The organism is Shinella sp. WSC3-e (assembly GCF_945994535.1).
GTDB lineage: Bacteria > Pseudomonadota > Alphaproteobacteria > Rhizobiales > Rhizobiaceae > Shinella > Shinella yambaruensis.
Genome location: NZ_OZ000530.1, coordinates 813274 through 831799, shown reverse-complemented (window position 1 = coordinate 831799; position 18526 = coordinate 813274). Strand labels below are relative to the sequence as shown.

Genomic DNA, 18526 nt, shown 5'->3' with positions numbered 1-18526 from the left:
TGATCCTACCATCTCCTGAGCGCCGCAAAGAACGGCGAGGTGCGCACGGCACGGCGACCCCAAGGGTCCATACCCGATGCAGCTATCACGAACAGGGTTAACAAACGCAAACCGGCCCTGCCGCCCGCGCATACCTTAGCCCAGCGTCCGGGTGTCACAGCAATATGGCCAATTCGTGTCTCGGCAGGCGCGCCCGACCCTAAGCCCCCGCATGAAAACATGAAAAGCCGGACGCGCAGGGGACGCGGCCGGCTTTTGTGAAGGAGGTCGGAAACGGCGCCCGGAAATTACAGGCGGTAGAGGATCGAGTCGTTCCAGAAGCGATCGAGGCGCTGGAGCAGCTTGTTCATCTGGTTGAACTCGCCCTCGCCGATGCCGCCGACCTTCTGGATCGAGCCGATATGGCGCTCGTAGAGTTTCGCGACCGTCTCGGCGATTTCCTGGCCGCTTTCCGTCAGGCTGATGCGGACGGAGCGGCGGTCGATGCGCGAGCGCTGGTGGTTGATGAAGCCGAGGTCGACCAGCTTCTTGACGTTGTAGGAGACGTTCGAGCCGAGATAGTAACCGCGCGAGCGCAGCTCGCCTGCGGTCAGTTCCGAATTGCCGATGTTGAAGAGGAGCAGCGCCTGGACGGCGTTGACATCCGAACGGCCGGCGCGGTCGAACTCGTCCTTGATGACGTCGAGCAGGCGACGGTGCAGACGCTCGACGAGGTGGAGGGATTCCAGGTAGAGATTGCGGATCGCGTCTTCCTGCGGATCGACGACGGGGGCCTGCTGCGGCTTCATCTTGGTGTTCATGGTTACTGCCTCACTGTTTTGTTTGGCGGTGTGGTTTGTTTTCCCGCCTTGAGTGAGACCCTATCGAATGCATCTAAAATTCTACTTAAACCGCAGCCTTAACAGCGCCTTACCGGAAGGCGACCCTGTCTCACGGTGAATCAGTTCTTACCGTGCGGGCCTGCCGGCGGCGCTGGACGAAGAGCGCGATGCGGAAAAGAACGAAGACAAGCGCTATGGCGCCGTGGGTGAGAACCAGGAGCCGGTTGACGCCGAAGGTCGAGGGATAGACCTCGTGCATGGCGATCTCTGTGGCGGCCGCGATGAGCCAGATCACCGGCCCCCAGGAGACGAGAAGCCAGAGGCCGACGGCCGCGACGGGGAACAGCACGGCCAGCGCCGTATAGGCCGCCTTCCAGGCCGGCGGCAGCAGGTCGAAGCGCCCCTGCCCGCCGAAGGAGAAGCCCGTCAGCATCGCCCAGTATTGCAGCGCGAACCACAGCGAGACGATCGCCGCCAGCCGCAGGAAGAGGGCGAACAGCGTTTCGGTCAGGCTTGGTCTCGGGCCCTTGGCAGAATCAGCAACCATGGCGCGGACAGTAAGGGCAAGGCCGGCCGGCATAAAGCCCGTAACCGCGGTCATGCACGGCCATATGCCGCAGGCCCCTTGCCCGCGCGCGATTTGATTGCCGGGACGGGCGTGATATGGAGGCGGAAATCGCACGCGCAAGGGATGAAGACGCCATGACCGGCAGCAGGAACATCGTCGACGAGATCACCGGCCACCGCCGCATGCGGCGCAACCGGAAGGCCGACTGGACGCGCCGGCTCGTCCAGGAAAACCGCCTGACGGTCGACGATCTCCTCTGGCCGGTCTTCGTGGTGCCGGGCAGCAATATCGTCGATCCGATCACGGCCATGCCCGGCGTCAACCGCATGAGCGTCGACCGGCTGGTGGAGGCGGCGAAGGAGGCCGCCGACCTCGGCATCCCGGCCATCGCGACCTTCCCGAACATCGAGATGCACCTGCGCGACGAGACCGGCTCGAACAGCCTGGCGGCCGACAACCTCATCAACGAGGCGACGCGCGCCATCAAGAAGGCGGTTCCCAACATCGGCGTCATCACCGACGTCGCGCTCGATCCCTTCACCAGCCACGGCCATGACGGCGTGCTGCGCGAGGGCGTCGTCGTCAATGACGAGACGGTCGAGCTGGTCGCGCGGGCCGCCGTCATCCAGGCCGATGCCGGCTCCGACATCATCGCGCCCTCCGAAATGATGGACGGCCGCGTCGGCGTCATCCGCCGGGCGCTCGACGCCGCGGGCCATCAGAATGTCGGCATCATGTCCTATGCGACGAAGTTCGCCTCCGCCTTCTATGGCCCCTATCGCGACGCGATCGGTACCGGCGGCCTGCTGAAGGGCGACAAGAAGACCTACTACATCGACCCTGCCAACGGCACGGAGGCGATCCGCGATGCGGCTCTCGATGTCGAGGAAGGCGCGGACATGCTGATGGTCAAGCCGGGCCTTCCCTATCTCGACATCTGTTGGCGCATGAAGGAAGCGTTCGGCCTGCCGGTCTTCGCCTACCAGGTCTCCGGCGAATACAGCCAGATCAAGGCCGCCGCGATGAACGGCTGGATCGACGGCGAGCGCGTGATGCTGGAAACCCTGCTGGCGTTCAAGCGCGCCGGGTGCGACGGCATCCTGACCTATTTCGCGATGGACGTGGCGCGGCATCTGGCGAAGAAGGGCTGAGTTCCGCCATCCCCCTCATCCGGCCTGCCGGCCACCTTCTCCCGCAAGCGGGGCAAAGGGATATGCCGCGCCGGTTTCCCCAATCAATGCCCGTTCATAGGGCAAGTCCCCTCTCCCCGCTCGCGGGGAGAGGGTTAGGGGCAAACGCCAAATGAGCAGACCGCCGCCTTCGCTCGCACCCGTTGTTTTCTCCCGACACATCCCCATATGAAGGGCATGTTCCATCCAGGAGACAGGCAGATGAGTGCTGATTTCAACGAAACGCGGGTTCCGACGACGGACTGGCAGGCCTATCGCGGCGTGCTGTCGCGCCGGATCTTTGCGTTTCTGATCGACTATGCGATCGTCGCGCTGCTCTGGATCCCGGCCGCCGTCGTGGTCTTCTTCCTCGGCATCCTGACGCTCGGTCTCGGCTTCTTCCTCTATCCGGCGCTCTTCGCCATCGTCGCCATGCTCTATTTCGGCCTGACGATGGGCGGCCCGAGCCAGGCGAGCGCCGGCATGAACGTGATGGGTCTCGCGCTTGCCCGCGTCGACGGACGGCCGGTCGATTTCCTGACGGCGATCGTGCATCTCGTGCTGTTCTGGATCGGCAATGCGCTCCTGACGCCGTTCATCGTGCTCGTCGGCCTCTTCACCGATCGTGGCCGCCTGCTGCACGACCTGCTGCTCGGCACGGTGATGGTTCGCCGCGACCGCTATTGAGAACGCGCGGGGGGACGTCCCCCGGCCTTGCGCATGATCCGTTCTCCCTGTCGATTCCGGCCTGAAGGGTCATGCGCCAGTTGACCTTTTTTTGAACTAGGCCATGGTATCGGCATAGAAGTGTCACACAGCGACGGAGTCGCCCCACGGCCGATGAATACGCAGGCAACATCCTCTCCGCAATTCTATCTCACCGCGCCGGCGGCCTGTCCCTATCTGCCGCAGGAGATGGAGAGGAAGGTGTTTACCCATCTGGTGGGCGAGCGCGCGCCGGAACTGAACGACCTCCTGACCCAGGGCGGCTTCCGCCGCTCGCAGAACATCGCCTACAGGCCCGCCTGCGAGACCTGCCGCGCCTGCATTTCCGTCCGCATCCTGGTCAACGAGTTCACCCCGCGCCGCTCCATGCGCCGGGTTCTGGCCGCCAATGCCGATCTCGTCTCGCACGAATACCCCGCCGAGCCCTCCAGCGAGCAATATTCCCTTTTCCGTCACTATCTCGACGCCCGCCACCAGAAGGGCGGCATGTCGGACATGTCGGTGCTCGACTATGCGATGATGGTGGAGGACACCCATGTGCACACCAAGGTCATCGAATACCGCCTGCGCGAGGAAGGCTCGGGCCTCAAGGAGCGTCCGCAGGGCGAGCTGCTCGCGGTGGCGCTGACCGACCGCATGGGCGACGGCCTGTCCATGGTCTATTCCTTCTACAATCCGGAGGTGGCGGACCGCTCCCTCGGCACCTTCATGATCCTCGACCACATCCGCCGCGCCAAGGCACTCGGCCTGCCGCACGTCTATCTCGGCTACTGGGTCAAGGGCTCGCGCAAGATGGACTACAAGACAAAGTTCCTGCCGCAGGAGCACCTGATGCCGCGCGGCTGGGAGCGCTATAACGACGAGACGAACACCACCTAGCGCAAGTCCGACGACATCCTGTTCGCCTGAACTGCTTCAGGATATTGTATTCATCGCATTCCCAGATCCGGTCCTGCCGTGCCCCCGACAAACAATCCCGCCCTTCACCGCAAGGGCCTTCTCATCACCGCCGTCGGCGGCCTCGCCCTCTCCTTCGACATTCCGTTGATCCGTTCCGCCAATGGCGACGTCTGGTCGATGGTCGTCGTGCGGAACATCTCGGTGTTCGTGATGGCGGTCGTCCTCTGGGCCTGCCTGAATTTCGTCCTGCACCGCAGGACGGTGCTCGTTCCCGGACGCATCGGCCTGCTGATCGGCCTGTGCTACGGCATCAACGGGCTGACATTCATGCTGGCGGTGTTCAACACGACGACGGCCAATGTCGTCTTCATCCTCGCCTTCACATCGATGTTCGCCGCCATCCTCTCCTGGATCTTCCTCGGCGAGCGCCCTAGCAATGCCACGCTCCTCACCATGGCCGCGATGGTCGCGGGCGTGCTCCTGATCGTGCATGACGGACTGTCGAGCGGAAATCTTTTCGGCGATGCCATGGCCGCCTGCTCGGCGCTGCTTCTGGCGATCTCGCTGACGCTGAGCCGCAGGAGCGGCGCAGACATGGGTTTCGTGCCGCTCGTCGCCGCCGTGCTGTCGGGCGTCATGGCGCTGTTCTTCCTGCCGCCCGGCGGCCTCTCGATCGCCGAACCCGTCTACATCCTCTTCAACGGCCTCGTGCTCCTGCCCCTCGCCTTCTGGTGCCTGGCGACCGGTCCCCGATATCTTTCCGCCCCGGAAGTCGGCATGTTCTACCTCGTGGAAACGGTGCTCGCCCCCATCTGGGTCTGGATCGCCTTTGCCGAAACGCCCACCACCCAGACCCTGATCGGCGGCTCGATCCTCATCCTCGCGCTGCTTGCGCACTCGCTGTGGCAGATGCGCTCGAAAGCCCGCGCGGCCCGGGAAAGCGAGACTGCAACGGAGTTCCCGTTTATGGGATGACCAAATATCTTGTCGTGGAGCATGTCGAATGTTATAACTTAGTTATAACAAAGGATCACGACCATGAATGTCACCATCCGCAAGATCGGTAATTCAGAAGGCATCATCATTCCGAAGGACGTCCTCGACCGTATGGGTGTCAAGGCGGGTGACGAAATCACCATGACGAGCGAGGGCAGCAAGCTCATTCTCAGCGTGGCGGATGGCGATTTTGAACGGCAACTCGGTCATGCCGAGAAATTCATGGATCGCTACAAGGTAGCCCTCAAGAAGCTTGCGGAATGACGATCGTCTTTCTCGACCGTCCGCTCGTCGAGCGGCTGCATGCGGTTCAGATTCAGCGATTTGGCGGCGCAGCGGGACTGCGAGATGAAAACGCCTTTGAATCGGCGTTGGCTCGCCCTCTCAACAAGGCATATTACGGCTGCGAGGATATATTCGAACTCGCAGCCGCCTATCTCTATGGGCTGGCGAAAAACCACGCGTTTGTCGATGGCAACAAGCGCATCGCCATTGTCGCCACCGCGGTCTTCCTGATGGACAACGGCTTTGAAATTGTGACGGACGACGCGACGCTCTACACCTTCGTCCTCGCCGTCGCCGCCGGCGAGATCGACGAGGAGGGCGCGACGCGCTTCCTTCGCGACGTCAGCGTCCCCTACTCCGGCTGATCACCCGCTGAACTTGCCGCTGCGCGGAAAACCCTTCGGAACGGTGCGGCCGGCGCTGGCGCGGTCGCCCATCCATTCCAGGAGCTCTTCCTTGCTGCGCACGAAGTTGCGGCCGGCGCTGTCGTCCCAGGTGAGGCCATCGGCGATGGCGAAGCAGCGCAGGTCCGAGACGCCGCCGTCCTTGTAGCGCTGCAGGCGCACGCCCTTGCCGCGCGACATTTCCGGCAATTGCGCCAGCGGGAAGACCAGCATCTTGCGGTTCTCGCCGACGACGGCGACGTGGTCGCCGCGCACCGGCACCACCAGCTTGGCCTCGTCGGGCATGCCGACATTCATCACCTGCTTGCCCTTGCGAGTGTTGGCGACCATCTCGGTTTCCGCGACCACGAATCCGTTGCCGGCCTGCGAGGCGACGATGACCTTGCGCGCGGCATCGTGCACGAAGGCGGTCAACACGTCCTGATCGTTCTCCATGTCGACCATGATGCGCAGCGGCTCGCCATGGCCGCGGCCGCCCGGCAGCTTGTCGGCGCCGAGCGTGAAGACCTTGCCGCCCGTCGTCATGACCAGCACCTTGTCCGTCGTCTGCGCCGGGAACGCCACCTTCAGCGCGTCGCCCTCCTTGAACTGGAGGCCGGACGTATCGGCGATATGGCCCTTCAGCGCGCGGATCCAGCCCTTTTCCGAGATGACGACCGTGACCGGCTCCTTCTCGATCATCGCCTGCTGGATGGCCTCGACATCGGCATCAGGCGCACTGGCGAACTGGGTGCGGCGGCGGCCGATCTCGGTGGCCTTCGCGAACTTCTTGCGGACCTCGCCGATTTCCCATGCCACGGTCTGCCACTGCTTTTCATCGGACGCCAGCAGCGCCTCGATCTCCGCCTTCTCCTTCGACAGGTTGTCGAATTCGGTGCGGATCTCGAATTCCTCCAGCTTGCGCAGCGAACGCAGGCGCATGTTGAGGATCGCCTCGGCCTGCACGTCGGTGAGCGAGAAGGTCTCCATCAGGGAGACCTTCGGCTCGTCCTCCTCGCGGATGATGCGGATCACCTCGTCGAGGTTGAGATAGGCGACAAGGTAGCCGCCGAGGATTTCCAGGCGGCGGTCGATGGCCGCGAGCCGGTGCCGCGAGCGGCGCTGCAGCACTTCGCGCCGGTGGGCGAGCCATTCGACCAGCACGTCCTTGAGGCCCATGACCTTCGGCACGCGCCCCATCGAGAGCACGTTCATGTTGAGCGGAATGCGGCTTTCCAGCTCGGAGAGCTTGAAGAGGGACTCCATCAGGATCGTCGGATCGACGGTGCGGCTCTTCGGCACCAGCACGATGCGCACGTCTTCCGCCGATTCGTCGCGGATGTCCTCCAGCAGCGGCAGCTTGCGGGCGATGAGCAGCTCGGCGATCTTCTCGATCAGCCGCGACTTCTGCACCTGGTAGGGGATCTCCGTGACGACGATCTGGTAGCCGCCGCGGCCGAGGTCTTCCGTCTGCCACTTGGAACGCACGCGAAAACCGCCGCGGCCCGTCTTGTAGGCCTCGATGATGCTCTCGCGGCCGTCGATGATGATGCCGCCGGTCGGAAGATCGGGCCCCAACACGAATTCCGTGAGCTTTTCGACATCGGCGTCCGGATGGCGGATGAGGTGCAGCGCGGCGTCGCAAAGCTCATGCACGTTGTGCGAAGGGATGGACGTCGCCATGCCGACGGCGATGCCGGAGGACCCGTTGGCGAGCAGGTTTGGGAAGGCACCGGGCAGGACGACCGGCTCCTCGTCCTCCTCGTTGTAGGTCGGGCGGAAGTCGACGGCATCCTGGTCGATGCCTTCGAGCAGGAGCGTGGCGACCTCGGTCATGCGCGCTTCGGTGTATCGGTAGGCGGCGGCGTTGTCGCCGTCGATATTGCCGAAGTTCCCCTGCCCGTCGACGATCGGATAACGCTGCGAGAAATCCTGCGCGAGGCGCACCAGCGCGTCGTAGACCGACTGGTCGCCATGCGGGTGGAACTTGCCGATGACGTCGCCGACGATGCGCGCGCATTTCTTGAAGGAGGAGTTGGACCGGAGGCCCATTTCGCTCATTGCATGGATGATGCGGCGGTGCACCGGCTTCAGGCCGTCGCGTACATCCGGCAGCGCGCGCTGCGTGATGGTCGACAGCGCATAGGCAAGGTAGCGCTCTTCCAGCGCCGCCTTCAGGTCGACCGGCTGAATGTTGTCGTCTCCGCCATCGGGCGGCAAAGTGTTCTGTCCCATGGGACTTGACTAGCGTTCCTGCCGATTCGCGGCAAGGAAACCGGGCGACCGGCCTGTGGATAGCGCTTTGTAAAGGCTGTTTCCGGAATCCGGCCGGCGCCCGAGATTTCCATGGAAAGTTCCGGCGGCCCGAATATAGTCGCCGCGCCGCACGTATATGAGCGGTAACGGCAAGGCAGCCGTCCAAAAATCCAGAAAGAGAGCCTACAATGATGCGCACCTCCCATTTCCGCACCCTTCTCGCCGGCGCCGCGCTCGCCTCCCTGGCAAGCCCCGCTTTCGCGCTCGACGGCGCGGATCTGCTCGCCAAGCTGAACGCCACCTATGCCACGAGCGGCGTGACGATCAGCTCGTCGAACGTCGCCACCGACGGCTCCACCGTTACGCTGGAAAATGCCGAACTGAAGGCCACCGGCGCCGAGGCGCCGGTCAAGCTCGGCACCATCACCATGGACGGCGTCGAGGAAGACGGCGAAGGCGGCTACACCGTCGAAACGGTCTCGTTCCAGGACATCAACGTCACCGAAGCGGATGCCACGGTCTCGGCCAAGGACATCGCGATCAACGGCGTCATCATTCCCGGCACGGTCGTTCCCGGCACGCTGGAATCGCTGCTGATGTATGAATCGGCCACCGCCGGCCCGGTCTCCGTCACCTCCAAGGGCAAGGAAGTCTTCTCCATGTCCGGCATGGAGGCGAACATCACGCGCATGGACGGCGATGCCGGCCTCGAATTCGACGCCACGCTCTCCGACCTCAAGGCCGACCTCACCTCGGTCGAGGACCCGAAGGCCAAGGACACGCTCGCCAAGCTCAACATGCAGACGCTGGAAGGCAAGGTCACGATGTCCGGCAGCTGGGAGCTCGCCAGCGGCAAGCTCGCCGTCGACGAATATGCCTTCGACTTCCGGGATGTCGGCCGCCTCAACCTGGCGCTGGAATTCTCCGGCTACACGCTCGACTTCCTGAAGGGCATGCAGGAGGCCATCAAGGCCGCCGAGGCCAACCCGAACAAGGAAGAGGCCAACGCCGCCATGGGCATGTCCATGATGGGCCTCGTGCAGCAGCTGACCTTCAACAGCGCCTCCATCTCCTTCGAAGACGCCTCGATCACCAAGAAGCTGCTCGACTATGCCGGCGGCGAACAGGGCGTTTCCGGCGACCAGATGGCCCAGTCGCTGAAGGGGCTGGTTCCGATCATGCTCGCCCAGCTCAACATGCCGGAGCTGCAGAACCAGATCGCCGCAGCCGTCAACACCTATCTCGACGACCCCAAGAGCATCACGATCAGCGCCGAGCCGAAGGAGCCGGTGCCGTTCCCGATGATCATGGGGGCCGCCATGGGCGCGCCGAACACCATCCCGCAGGTCCTCGGCGTCACCGTCACGGCGAACGACGAGATGTAAGACCTTCGGCTTTTGCCGAATTCAGGGAAGCTCGGAGCATCGCTCCGGGCTTTTTGCTTATAAAGGCTTGTTGCTGACAAACCTCTCGCCACCCACTGTCGTCATCCTCGGCCCCCGAGCCGGGGATCCAAGCCGCGCCCGGGACGTGGATGGTCGGGTCAAGCCCGACCATGACGGAAGAGAGGTGCGGTAGGTCTTGTCGGAGGCTGCGCCCGAGGCATTCGCCCCGAGCCCTTCATTTCAACGGGCCGGCACGGCCTGCGGCACCGGCGCCGACCATTCGACGCGGCGGGTCGCATACATGGTCGCGGCGATGGTGACGAAGGAGATCAGCGCGCCGGCGAGCAGCGCATACTCGTCCTCGCGCAGCACCAGGTACATGATGCCATAGGCCGAGAGCAGCACCGCGCCGAGCGACAGGCCGTTCCTGCGGCTGCCCGTCGCGCTGCCGAGATAGGCGGCGATCAACAGGGTCGTGGCGAGCGAGGCTACGGCATAGGCGATGGTGAAGCCGGTGTGTTCGGCGAGCGCCAGGAGCAGCACGTAGAAGACGATAAGCGCAAGGCCCGTCAGCACGTACTGGATCCAGTGCACCATGCGCCCGCCCTTCAGTTCCACGACGAACACGGCGAGGAAGACGAGCGAGATGAAGCCGATCGAATATTTCAGCGTGCGCGAGACCACCTGGTAGAACTGCACGGGCTCCACGAGATTGATGCTCATCATGCTGCCCGACAGCGGCAGGGTCGGGCCGGTGGCGACGCGGTCGATGCCGCGGGCGAGATAGGGGATCGTCCACCTGGCCGAGAAATCCGACGCGGTGACGGTCTTTTCCTCCGGCAGGAAGAGGCCTTCGAAACCCGGATGCGGCCAGTTCGCCCTGGCGGAAAAGCTCGTCGTCTGGCCGGCGGGCGCGACGGCGAAGCTGCGCGAGCCGTTCAGCGACAGGGCGATCTCGAAGGAGAAGCCGTTTTCGATAAGCGGGCGCTCGATGACCCGGTGCACGCCGGCGCTCGTTTGCGGCGAGGCATAGCCGTCCGTGCCGGTGCTCGCCATCGCGGAAATCTGCCGCATGCCGGGATCGAAGGGCCGAACGACGCCGTTGTCGATCTTCACGCCGGCATCGGAGCGGATGCCGGTGATGTCGTTGATGTTGAGCACCAGAAACGCCCGGTCGAGCTGCGGCGTGCCGTCGAGCAGCGCGAGGTCCTGCAGGATGTTGCCGGCAAAGCGGCCCTTCAGCGTCAGCGCGCCGTTATAGACCGGCAGCGTGTAGATGGAGAGCTTGCGCTCCTCCGCCGTCAGGTCGGCCGTCACGTCGAGCGTCTCCGGCATGACGAGCACCCATTCGGTCACCCGCTCGACGATCGTGCGCGCATCCATCACGCGGCTGCGCTCGACCTCGAAGGGCACCGCGAGATAGGGGCCGTTGATCGCCTGGTCGCCGCCCCAGCCATGGGCGATGCGCCGGGAGACGTCGGCCGCGCGCTGTGCGCGCTCCTCCGTCAGCCCCCAGACGAGCAGCAGCGGCACCAGGAGCGCCACGGAAATGATGCCGATCATGATGAACTTGACGCCGGGCGAGCGCAGGAACGTGGCGAGATTGCCGCGCGGCTCGATGGGCGGGATCTGCCGGGTCGATGTCGGGACGGGATCGTCCGCTTCCGTCGTTGTCATGAAAAGTCCCTCCAGTCGTGAATCGCCTCTTTCGGGCGCGACTTCACGCTAGGGGTGCATTTCGACTGATTGTGCGCGGAATTGGGATCGACTGGCGGCGAATTCGCGGCATTGTGGCGTCCGCCGCGGCAGGACACGCAAAACCCGGCGCGAAGCGCCGGGTTCTGTTTCGAGCGGCTTATTCGAGAACCTGTATGACGGTGCGCGTCTGGGGGTTCACGATGACGCGGCGCTCGTTGACGACCGTATAGGCGTAGTCGGCATTGCCGTCGATCGTGTGGATTTCCACCGCATCCGGGATCACCCGGCCCACGACCACGTCGCCCTCATAGGCGACCGAGGGGACTTCCTGTTCCAGGACATAGGTGCGGACCTCGCCCGGCACGACGACGGTCGATTCGGTGGTCACCGGATCGGTCTCCTCGATGATCACCGTGCTCTGGGCGTAAGCCGAGGCGGAGAGCGTCAGGAGCGTCGCCGCCGTGGCAAGGAGTAGCTTGTTGCGCATGTTCGTTCTCCTGTGCTTGACGCAGAAAGAACGGCGATCACGCGCAACTGTTCCGCACGGCGGAAAGGACCGGCGCCCTTCCCGCCTTGCCTGGATCAATCCTTCTTCGACGGAACGACGCGCAGCGCGAGTTCGCGAAGCTGCGCCGGGGTTGCCGGCGACGGGGCGTTCATCAAGAGATCCTGCGCCTGCTGGTTCATCGGGAACAGCGAGATCTCGCGGAGATTCTTCGCGCCGACGAGCAGCATGACCACGCGGTCGATGCCGAAGGCGCAGCCGCCATGCGGCGGGGCGCCGTACTGGAAGGCGCGGTAGAGGCCGCCGAAGCGCTCTTCCACGTCCGCCTGGCTGAGGCCGACCTTCTCGAAGGCCTTGACCATCAGCTCCGGCGACTGGTTACGGATCGAGCCCGAGGCGATCTCGAAGCCGTTGCAGACCGCGTCGTACTGGTAGGCCTTCAGCTCCAGCGGATCCTTGCTGTCGAAGGCTTCGAGGCCGCCCTGCGGCATGGAGAAGGGGTTGTGCGCGAAGTCCACCTTCTTCTCGTCCTCGTTCCACTCGTAGAAGGGGAAGTCGACGATCCAGCACATTTCGAAGCGATCGCGGTCGACGAGGTTCAGCTCCTCGCCGGCGCGGGTGCGGGCTTCGCCGGCGAACTTGTGGAACTTCGCCGGATCGCCGGCGACGAAGAAGCAGGCGTCGCCGTCGTCGAGGCCGAGCTGTGTGCGGATGGCATCCGTGCGCTCCTCGCCGATGTTCTTGGCAAGCGGGCCGGCGCCTTCGAGCTTTTCGCCCTCCTTGCGCCAGAAGATATAGCCGAGGCCGGGCTGGCCCTGGCTCTGCGCCCAGGCGTTCATGCGGTCGCAGAAGGCGCGCGAGCCGCCGGTCTTGGCCGGGATCGCCCAGACCTCGACCTTCGGGTTGGAAGCGATCATGTTGGCGAAGACCTTGAAGCCGGAGCCGGCGAAATGCTCGGTGACGGCCTGCATGACGATCGGGTTGCGCAGATCCGGCTTGTCCGAGCCGTATTTGCGGATGGCCTCGTCATAGGGGATGCGCGGCCAGTTCTTCGTCACCGGCTTGCCTTCGGCGAATTCCTCGAAGACGGCCGTCATCATCGGCTCCATGGTCTCCCAGACGTCCTCCTGGGTGACGAAGCTCATCTCGACGTCGAGCTGGTAGAATTCGCCCGGCAGGCGGTCGGCGCGCGGGTCCTCGTCGCGGAAGCACGGCGCGATCTGGAAATAGCGGTCGAAGCCGGCGACCATCAGGAGCTGCTTGTACTGCTGCGGAGCCTGCGGCAGGGCGAAGAATTTTCCCTCATGGATGCGCGACGGCACGAGGAAGTCGCGCGCGCCTTCCGGCGAGGAGGCGGTGAGGATCGGCGTCGTGTATTCGGCAAAACCCGCCTCGCCCATGCCCTTGCGCATGGCGGAGATGATCTGCGTGCGCTTGATGATGTTCTTGTGCAGCGTCTCGCGGCGCAGGTCGATGAAGCGGTACTTCAGGCGCACGTCTTCCGGATAGTCCGGCTCGCCGAAGACCGGCAGCGGCAGTTCCCTGGCGGCGGAAAGAACCTCGATCTCCTGTGCGTAAAGCTCGATCTCGCCGGTGGGCATGCCCTTGTTGACCGTGTCCTCGGTGCGCGCCTTGACGAGGCCGTCGATGCGGATCACCCATTCGCCGCGCACGGTCTCGGCCTTCTTGAAGGCCGGCGAATCGGGGTCGGCGACGACCTGGGTGATGCCGTAGTGGTCGCGCAGGTCGATGAAGAGCACGCCGCCATGATCTCGGACGCGGTGGACCCAGCCGGAAAGACGGACGGTCTGGCCGACATCGGACTTGCGGAGGGCGGCGCAGGTGTGGCTGCGGTAACGGTGCATCGTGGTATCCTGAAATGCTGATAGGCCGCGCGGGAAGAACCCGGCGCAGCGACCAAGAAAAATCGCGCGGAAAAGCGCATGGCCGGGGCTGTTTGTCAAGGCTTGCGGGTCTTTTGCCGGGGGCCGTGCTGCTTGACCATGAAAGACGCAAAGGCGATTGCCAGGAATATACGGCCCCTCATCCGGCCTGCCGGCCACCTTCTCCTTGGCTGCGGGGCGAAGGAGATATGCCGCGCCGTTTTCCTCGACCAATACCCCGTCCGCGGGGCAAGTCCCCTCTCTCCGCTTGCGGGGAGAGGGCCAGGGTGAGCGGCCGCATACGTTCGGCGTTCCCGCCTTGAAGCGAGCCCCGGGACCGAGAATCACTCCCGCCCGATCAGCCGAACTCCGCCCGGTGCAGCATCAGCCATTGCAGCATGACGATCGTCTTCGCATCCTGAATGCCGCCGGTGGCGATGAGGTCGTAGGCTTCGTCGATCGGCAGTTCGACGATCTCGATGTCCTCGCCCTCCCCGTCGACGCCGCCGCCCTTGCCGTCGCGGGCCGTGGCGTCGATGCGGGCGACGAAGCAGCCGACGCGCTCGGTCAGCGTGCCGGGGCTGGAATAGATGTCGAAGAGATGGCGCACGCCCTGCACCGCATAGCCCGTCTCCTCCATCGCCTCCCGGGCGACGGCCGCCTCGGGCGCGTCGTCATCGAGCAGCCCCGCCGGCACTTCCGAGAGGAAACCGTCCGGATGGCCGCCGAAGAAGGCGCCGGGGCGGAACTGGCGCACCAGGATGACCGACTGGCGGGCGGGATCGACGAGCAGAACGCAGGCTGCAGGGCCATGGTCGTGCACCTCGCGATCGAGCCGCTCGACCCGGCCGTCCGCCCGCGTCTGCTCGACCACGACGGTGCGAAGATGGATGAACCGCTTCCAGACCGTCTGCTGGTCGACGATGCGGACGGCGGAGGACATGTCGAGCGTCATGAAAAATCCTTGCGTGAAAATTCAGGCCTTGCGCAGCCAGACGCGGTTGTCGTGGAAGGCGGCGCCGCCATAGGGCGCGACCGGATCGGCGCCGGTCAGGACATTGATGCCCTCCCCGTCGAGATGGGCGGAATTCGGCCAGATGCCCTCGGCAATCAGGACGCCGGGTTTCGCGCCGTCGGTGACCCTGGCATGCAGGCGGATATCGCCGCGGGGATTGCCGAGCTGCACGATATCGCCGTCCGCGATGCCGTTCGCCGCCGCGTCCTCGGGATGGATCATCACCTCCGGCCGGCCCTCGCGCTCACGGGACCCCTTCGTCTCCGTGAAGGTGGAGTTGAGGAAGGTGCGGGCGGGCGACGTGGCGAGGCGGAAGGGATGATCCGCATCCGGCGTCTCGATGATCGCCACATGATCCGGGAAGGCCGGCAGCGCTTCATGCGGACCGAAGGCGCCGAGCACCTTGGGCGGCCTGTTGGGCGCCGGCGTGTTCGTCCAGTTCGGCCTGAAGCGGAATTTCCCGTCCGGAAAGCCGAACCCCTTCACGAAATGCGCGGTGTCGAAATCCGGCTGGCAGTCGATCCACTTCTCCTCGCCCAGCCTGTCGAAATCCATCTCGTAATAAGGCAGCATGCGGGTGATGTGCTCGCGCTCGGACAGGCCGAAGCCCGGCCTGTCGCCGACGCCGAGACGCTTGGCCAGTTCCTCGATGACGAAGAGATTGGTGCGCACGGTGGCCGGCGGCTCCACGAGCTTGGGGCCGAGCAGGATGTGCTGGTGGCCGCCGCCGCGGTAGATGTCGTCGTGCTCGACGAACATGGTGGCGGGCAGCACGATATCGGCGAGCCTTGCCGTATCGGTCATGAAATGCTCGTGCACCGCGACGAAGAGGTCGTCGCGCAGGAAGCCCTGCTTCACCAGGCGCTGCTCCGGCGCCACGTTCGCCGGGTTGGTGTTCTGGATGAGCATGGCGGTGACGGGGCCGCGCCCGCGCAGCGCGACGGCATCGCCCGTGAGGACGCGGCCGATCTGCGACTGGTCGAGCATGCGGATGTCGCTGTCCGCCATCCTTGCGCCCGTCAGCTCTGCCTTGCGCAGGTGGAAGATGTCGGAATTGCTGTGGAAGGCGCCGCCGCCCTCGTATTGCCAGGAGCCGAGCACGGTGGCGACCGAAAGCGCCGCATGCATGGAGACCGCGCCGTTGCGGCTGCGGGTGAAGCCGTAGCCGAGGCGGAAGAAGCTCTTCCTCGTGCGTCCGACCAGGGCGGCGAAGGCCTCGATCTCCGCGACGCCGAGGCCGGTGATGCCGGCCGCCCATTCCGGGTTGCGCGTTGCAAGATGCGCCTCGAGGCCCGCCGGATCGTCGGCATATCTTTCCATGTACGCACGGTCGGCATAGCCGTCGCGGAACGCGACGTGCATGACGGCGCAGGCGAGCGCGGCATCCGTGCCGGGGCGCAGCTTCAGCGCGATGTCCGCCTGCTTCATCGTCGGGTTGTCGTAGATGTCGATGACGACGATCTTCGCGCCGCGCTCCTTGCGCGCCTTCACCGCATGGGTCATCACGTTGACCTGGGTGGAGACCGGATTGGTGCCCCAGATCACCACGCAATCGGATTTCGCCATCTCGCGCGGATCGGGGCCGCGCAGCGTGCCCGCGCCCATGGTGTAGCCGGTCCAGGCCGGATTGGTGCAGATCGAGCCGAAGAAGCCGGAATAGCGCTTGGCGTGGCGCAGGCGATCGATGGAATCGCGCTGAACGAGGCCCATCGTGCCGGCGTAGAAATAGGGCCAGACCGCCTCGCTGCCATGGGCCTGCTCGGCCTTGACGAAGCTTTCGGCAATGGCGTCGAGCGCGGCTTCCCAGGAGATGTCGGCCCATTCGCCGCCGCCCTTCCCACCCCTGCGCACCAGCGGCTTCATCAGCCGGTCGGGATGGTAGAGGCGGTCGGCATAGCGGGCGACCTTGGCGCAGATGACGCCGGCCGTGTAGCTGTTGTCGGCGCTGCCCTTGACGCGGCCGATGCGTCCATCCGCGCTTATCTCGACATCGAGGGCGCAGGTGGAGGGACAGTCGTGCGGACAGGCCGAATGGCCGATGCGCGGTTTTCCGAGATGGGGGGTCGCAACGTTCATGGCTTTTCTATATTGCAGAGCACGAAGTGCCAAAAGGCAAATCATTCTACCATTGCAACAATTCATCGTCGCATCAGCGCGGATGATCGTGGGCGTCGCACGGGGCCTGAAATGAACTACCGCCACATCTACCATGCCGGCAATTTCGCGGACGTGCTGAAGCATGCCGTGCTCGCCCGCCTCGTCCTCTACATGCAGGGCAAGGACAAGGCCTTTCGCGTGCTCGACACCCATGCCGGCATCGGCCTCTACGACCTTTCGAGCGAGGAAGCGCAGAAGACCGGCGAATGGCGCGACGGCATCGGCCGGCTCCTCGACGGCGACCTGCCTTCTCCGGTGGCCGATATCCTCGCCCCCTATCTGAAGGCCGTCCAGGACCTCAATCCGCAAGGCGGGCTGACCTGGTATCCCGGCTCGCCGAAACTGGCGCGCCTGCTCTTCCGCCCGCAGGACCGGCTCTCCGCCATGGAACTGCACCCTGACGACTACGAGACGCTGCACCGCCTGTTCGACGGCGACTTCCAGAGCCGCATCACCAGGCTCGACGGCTGGCTGTCGCTCGGCGCGCACCTGCCGCCGAAGGAGAAGCGCGGCATCGTGCTGGTCGATCCGCCCTTCGAGATCGAGGGCGAATACGAGCGGCTGGTGGAGGGACTGGAAAAGGCCGTGCGCCGCTTTGCCGGCGGGGTCTATTGCCTATGGTATCCGCTGAAGAAGAACGCCCCCATCGCCGCCTTCCACAAGGCGCTGAAGGCGACGGGCATTCCCAAGATGCTCTGCGCGGAGCTTTCGGTGAAGAGCGACCGCGAGACGACGGGACTGACGGGCTCCGGCCTCATCGTCGTCAATCCGCCCTATACGCTGAAGCAGGAACTCGACGTGCTGCTGCCCTTCCTCAAGGAGCGGCTGGCGCAGGACCGCTTCGCCTCGGCCCGCGCCTTCTGGCTCGCGGGGGAAACAAAGGCCTCTTGACCTTTGCCGTCCGGCGGCAACAATCGCGCGCCGAACCGGGAGACCTTCATGACGCCATTCCTCGCAGCCGCCGAACGATGAGCCGGCTGCTTTCCTTCCCCCTCGCCCGCCCCCTCTGTCTGCTGCTCGCCGGGCTCGTGCTGCCTGCCGGCTGCAGCGAGGACAAGCCGGCCGAAAAGCCGAAGACGGAGGTGAGCCGCACGGCGCCGGAAACGCGCGGGGCGGTGCCGCTCGGCAAGGGGTTCGATTTCTACGTGCTGTCGCTCTCCTGGTCGCCGACCTGGTGCGCGGACAACGATGCCGGCGGCCGGACGCAGCAGTGCCGGCGCGGCGAGAACAACGGCTTCATCGTGCACGGCCTCTGGCCGCAGAACGAGCGCGGCTATCCGGAATTCTGCCCGACGCGCCAGCCGGACCGCGTGCCGGAGAACCTAGGCCGCACCGTGCTCGACATCATTCCCTCCATGGGGCTGGTCGGCCATCAATGGCGCAAGCACGGCTCCTGCTCGGGCCTCAGCCAGAAGGACTATTTTGCCGTGACGCGTGCGGCCTTCGAACGCATCGGCATTCCCGCCGACCTCACGCCGCAGCGAGGCGGTGCCCGGCTTTCCCCTGATGCAGTGGAGGCGGCCTTCATCGCCGCCAATCCCGGCCTCGACCGCAAGGGCATCGCGGTCACCTGCGTGGACGGCCGGCTGGAGGAGGTCCGCATCTGCATGACGACGGCGCTTTCCTTCCGCACCTGCCCTGCCGTCGACCGCGCCGGCTGCCGTGCCGGATCCATCGAACAACCGCCCATTCGCTAGCGCGTTTCCGCTTTTCTTCGAAACGCGAAAGCGCTCTAACGCTTCTTTCAATGCGATTGCGGACGCAAAGCCGCTTCGCCCT

General features: G+C 64.9%; 17 protein-coding genes. 9 read left to right on the top strand and 8 right to left on the bottom strand.

What is annotated here, in order from left to right; all coding sequences use genetic code 11:
* Window positions 1-287: 287 nt before the first annotated feature.
* On the bottom strand, window positions 288-800 hold the full coding sequence (ldtR, locus tag AABF56_RS04130) for a transcriptional regulator LdtR (RefSeq protein ID WP_024270688.1): 513 nt from the start codon (window positions 798-800) through the stop codon (window positions 288-290).
* A 130-nt stretch (window positions 801-930) separates the two neighbouring features.
* Window positions 931-1368 (bottom strand): DUF6163 family protein, encoded by a 438-nt coding sequence (locus tag AABF56_RS04125; protein ID WP_244766010.1) that lies wholly within the window; start codon window positions 1366-1368, stop codon window positions 931-933.
* 155 nt (window positions 1369-1523) lie between these two features.
* Here AABF56_RS04125 and hemB point away from each other — a divergent pair, with 155 nt between their 5' ends.
* From hemB to AABF56_RS04095, 6 genes are all read left to right on the top strand, one after another.
* Entirely contained in the window at window positions 1524-2540 is a 1017-nt protein-coding gene (hemB, locus tag AABF56_RS04120; protein WP_272805016.1) for a porphobilinogen synthase, read from the top strand.
* Between the two features lie 240 nt (window positions 2541-2780).
* The gene (locus AABF56_RS04115) at window positions 2781-3245 is read left to right on the top strand and encodes an RDD family protein (RefSeq protein ID WP_064329698.1); all 465 of its coding nucleotides are present in this window, start codon (window positions 2781-2783) and stop codon (window positions 3243-3245) included.
* A 153-nt stretch (window positions 3246-3398) separates the two neighbouring features.
* Complete coding sequence (locus tag AABF56_RS04110) at window positions 3399-4163, top strand: arginyltransferase (RefSeq protein ID WP_272805015.1); 765 nt, start codon at window positions 3399-3401, stop codon at window positions 4161-4163.
* Window positions 4164-4241: 78 nt separating this feature from the next.
* Window positions 4242-5159, top strand: a complete 918-nt coding sequence (locus AABF56_RS04105) for a DMT family transporter (RefSeq protein WP_272805014.1) — start codon at window positions 4242-4244, stop codon at window positions 5157-5159.
* Between the two features lie 63 nt (window positions 5160-5222).
* The gene (locus AABF56_RS04100) at window positions 5223-5444 is read left to right on the top strand and encodes an AbrB/MazE/SpoVT family DNA-binding domain-containing protein (RefSeq protein ID WP_272805013.1); all 222 of its coding nucleotides are present in this window, start codon (window positions 5223-5225) and stop codon (window positions 5442-5444) included.
* Window positions 5441-5830 (top strand): type II toxin-antitoxin system death-on-curing family toxin, encoded by a 390-nt coding sequence (locus AABF56_RS04095; protein WP_272805012.1) that lies wholly within the window; start codon window positions 5441-5443, stop codon window positions 5828-5830. The genes AABF56_RS04100 and AABF56_RS04095 overlap by 4 nt, the downstream gene beginning before the upstream one ends.
* Here AABF56_RS04095 and parC read toward each other — a convergent pair whose 3' ends face one another.
* Window positions 5831-8083, bottom strand: a complete 2253-nt coding sequence (gene parC, locus AABF56_RS04090) for a DNA topoisomerase IV subunit A (RefSeq protein WP_272805011.1) — start codon at window positions 8081-8083, stop codon at window positions 5831-5833.
* A 209-nt stretch (window positions 8084-8292) separates the two neighbouring features.
* Between parC and AABF56_RS04085 the strand changes: the two genes are divergently transcribed.
* Entirely contained in the window at window positions 8293-9489 is a 1197-nt protein-coding gene (locus tag AABF56_RS04085; protein WP_272805010.1) for a hypothetical protein, read from the top strand.
* Between the two features lie 240 nt (window positions 9490-9729).
* Here AABF56_RS04085 and creD read toward each other — a convergent pair whose 3' ends face one another.
* From creD to AABF56_RS04060, 5 genes are all read right to left on the bottom strand, one after another.
* The gene (creD, locus tag AABF56_RS04080) at window positions 9730-11166 is read right to left on the bottom strand and encodes a cell envelope integrity protein CreD (RefSeq protein WP_272805009.1); all 1437 of its coding nucleotides are present in this window, start codon (window positions 11164-11166) and stop codon (window positions 9730-9732) included.
* 178 nt (window positions 11167-11344) lie between these two features.
* Window positions 11345-11674: a DUF1236 domain-containing protein gene (locus tag AABF56_RS04075; protein WP_244765937.1), complete on the bottom strand. Its 330-nt coding sequence runs from the start codon at window positions 11672-11674 to the stop codon at window positions 11345-11347.
* 95 nt (window positions 11675-11769) lie between these two features.
* Window positions 11770-13557 carry an aspartate--tRNA ligase gene (gene aspS / locus AABF56_RS04070; RefSeq protein WP_064329689.1) on the bottom strand — a complete coding sequence of 596 codons (1788 nt, stop codon included), beginning with the start codon at window positions 13555-13557 and terminating at the stop codon, window positions 11770-11772.
* A gap of 376 nt (window positions 13558-13933) precedes the next feature.
* Window positions 13934-14530 carry an NUDIX domain-containing protein gene (locus AABF56_RS04065; RefSeq protein WP_272805008.1) on the bottom strand — a complete coding sequence of 199 codons (597 nt, stop codon included), beginning with the start codon at window positions 14528-14530 and terminating at the stop codon, window positions 13934-13936.
* A 21-nt stretch (window positions 14531-14551) separates the two neighbouring features.
* Complete coding sequence (locus AABF56_RS04060; protein WP_272805007.1) at window positions 14552-16732, bottom strand: molybdopterin-containing oxidoreductase family protein; 2181 nt, start codon at window positions 16730-16732, stop codon at window positions 14552-14554.
* Between the two features lie 45 nt (window positions 16733-16777).
* On the opposite strand from AABF56_RS04060, the gene AABF56_RS04055 reads away from it, so the two are divergent.
* Window positions 16778-17638, top strand: a complete 861-nt coding sequence (locus AABF56_RS04055; RefSeq protein ID WP_272805006.1) for a 23S rRNA (adenine(2030)-N(6))-methyltransferase RlmJ — start codon at window positions 16778-16780, stop codon at window positions 17636-17638.
* A gap of 77 nt (window positions 17639-17715) precedes the next feature.
* On the top strand, window positions 17716-18444 hold the full coding sequence (locus tag AABF56_RS04050) for a ribonuclease T2 family protein (RefSeq protein WP_272805005.1): 729 nt from the start codon (window positions 17716-17718) through the stop codon (window positions 18442-18444).
* Window positions 18445-18526: the final 82 nt, after the last annotated feature.

What these genes read in the sequence shown, in the direction of transcription:
- AABF56_RS04115 (WP_064329698.1), top strand. Translation starts at nt 2,781, where the DNA reads ATGAGTGCTGATTTCAACGAAACGCGGGTTCCGACGACGGACTGGCAG.
- hemB (WP_272805016.1), top strand. Translation starts at nt 1,524, where the DNA reads ATGACCGGCAGCAGGAACATCGTCGACGAGATCACCGGCCACCGCCGC.
- AABF56_RS04050 (WP_272805005.1), top strand. Translation starts at nt 17,716, where the DNA reads ATGAGCCGGCTGCTTTCCTTCCCCCTCGCCCGCCCCCTCTGTCTGCTG.
- parC (WP_272805011.1), bottom strand. Translation starts at nt 8,083, where the DNA reads ATGGGACAGAACACTTTGCCGCCCGATGGCGGAGACGACAACATTCAG.
- AABF56_RS04110 (WP_272805015.1), top strand. Translation starts at nt 3,399, where the DNA reads ATGAATACGCAGGCAACATCCTCTCCGCAATTCTATCTCACCGCGCCG.
- AABF56_RS04125 (WP_244766010.1), bottom strand. Translation starts at nt 1,368, where the DNA reads ATGGTTGCTGATTCTGCCAAGGGCCCGAGACCAAGCCTGACCGAAACG.
- ldtR (WP_024270688.1), bottom strand. Translation starts at nt 800, where the DNA reads ATGAACACCAAGATGAAGCCGCAGCAGGCCCCCGTCGTCGATCCGCAG.
- AABF56_RS04055 (WP_272805006.1), top strand. Translation starts at nt 16,778, where the DNA reads ATGAACTACCGCCACATCTACCATGCCGGCAATTTCGCGGACGTGCTG.
- AABF56_RS04060 (WP_272805007.1), bottom strand. Translation starts at nt 16,732, where the DNA reads ATGAATTGTTGCAATGGTAGAATGATTTGCCTTTTGGCACTTCGTGCT.
- AABF56_RS04085 (WP_272805010.1), top strand. Translation starts at nt 8,293, where the DNA reads ATGATGCGCACCTCCCATTTCCGCACCCTTCTCGCCGGCGCCGCGCTC.
- AABF56_RS04075 (WP_244765937.1), bottom strand. Translation starts at nt 11,674, where the DNA reads ATGCGCAACAAGCTACTCCTTGCCACGGCGGCGACGCTCCTGACGCTC.
- AABF56_RS04095 (WP_272805012.1), top strand. Translation starts at nt 5,441, where the DNA reads ATGACGATCGTCTTTCTCGACCGTCCGCTCGTCGAGCGGCTGCATGCG.
- aspS (WP_064329689.1), bottom strand. Translation starts at nt 13,557, where the DNA reads ATGCACCGTTACCGCAGCCACACCTGCGCCGCCCTCCGCAAGTCCGAT.
- AABF56_RS04065 (WP_272805008.1), bottom strand. Translation starts at nt 14,530, where the DNA reads ATGACGCTCGACATGTCCTCCGCCGTCCGCATCGTCGACCAGCAGACG.
- creD (WP_272805009.1), bottom strand. Translation starts at nt 11,166, where the DNA reads ATGACAACGACGGAAGCGGACGATCCCGTCCCGACATCGACCCGGCAG.
- AABF56_RS04100 (WP_272805013.1), top strand. Translation starts at nt 5,223, where the DNA reads ATGAATGTCACCATCCGCAAGATCGGTAATTCAGAAGGCATCATCATT.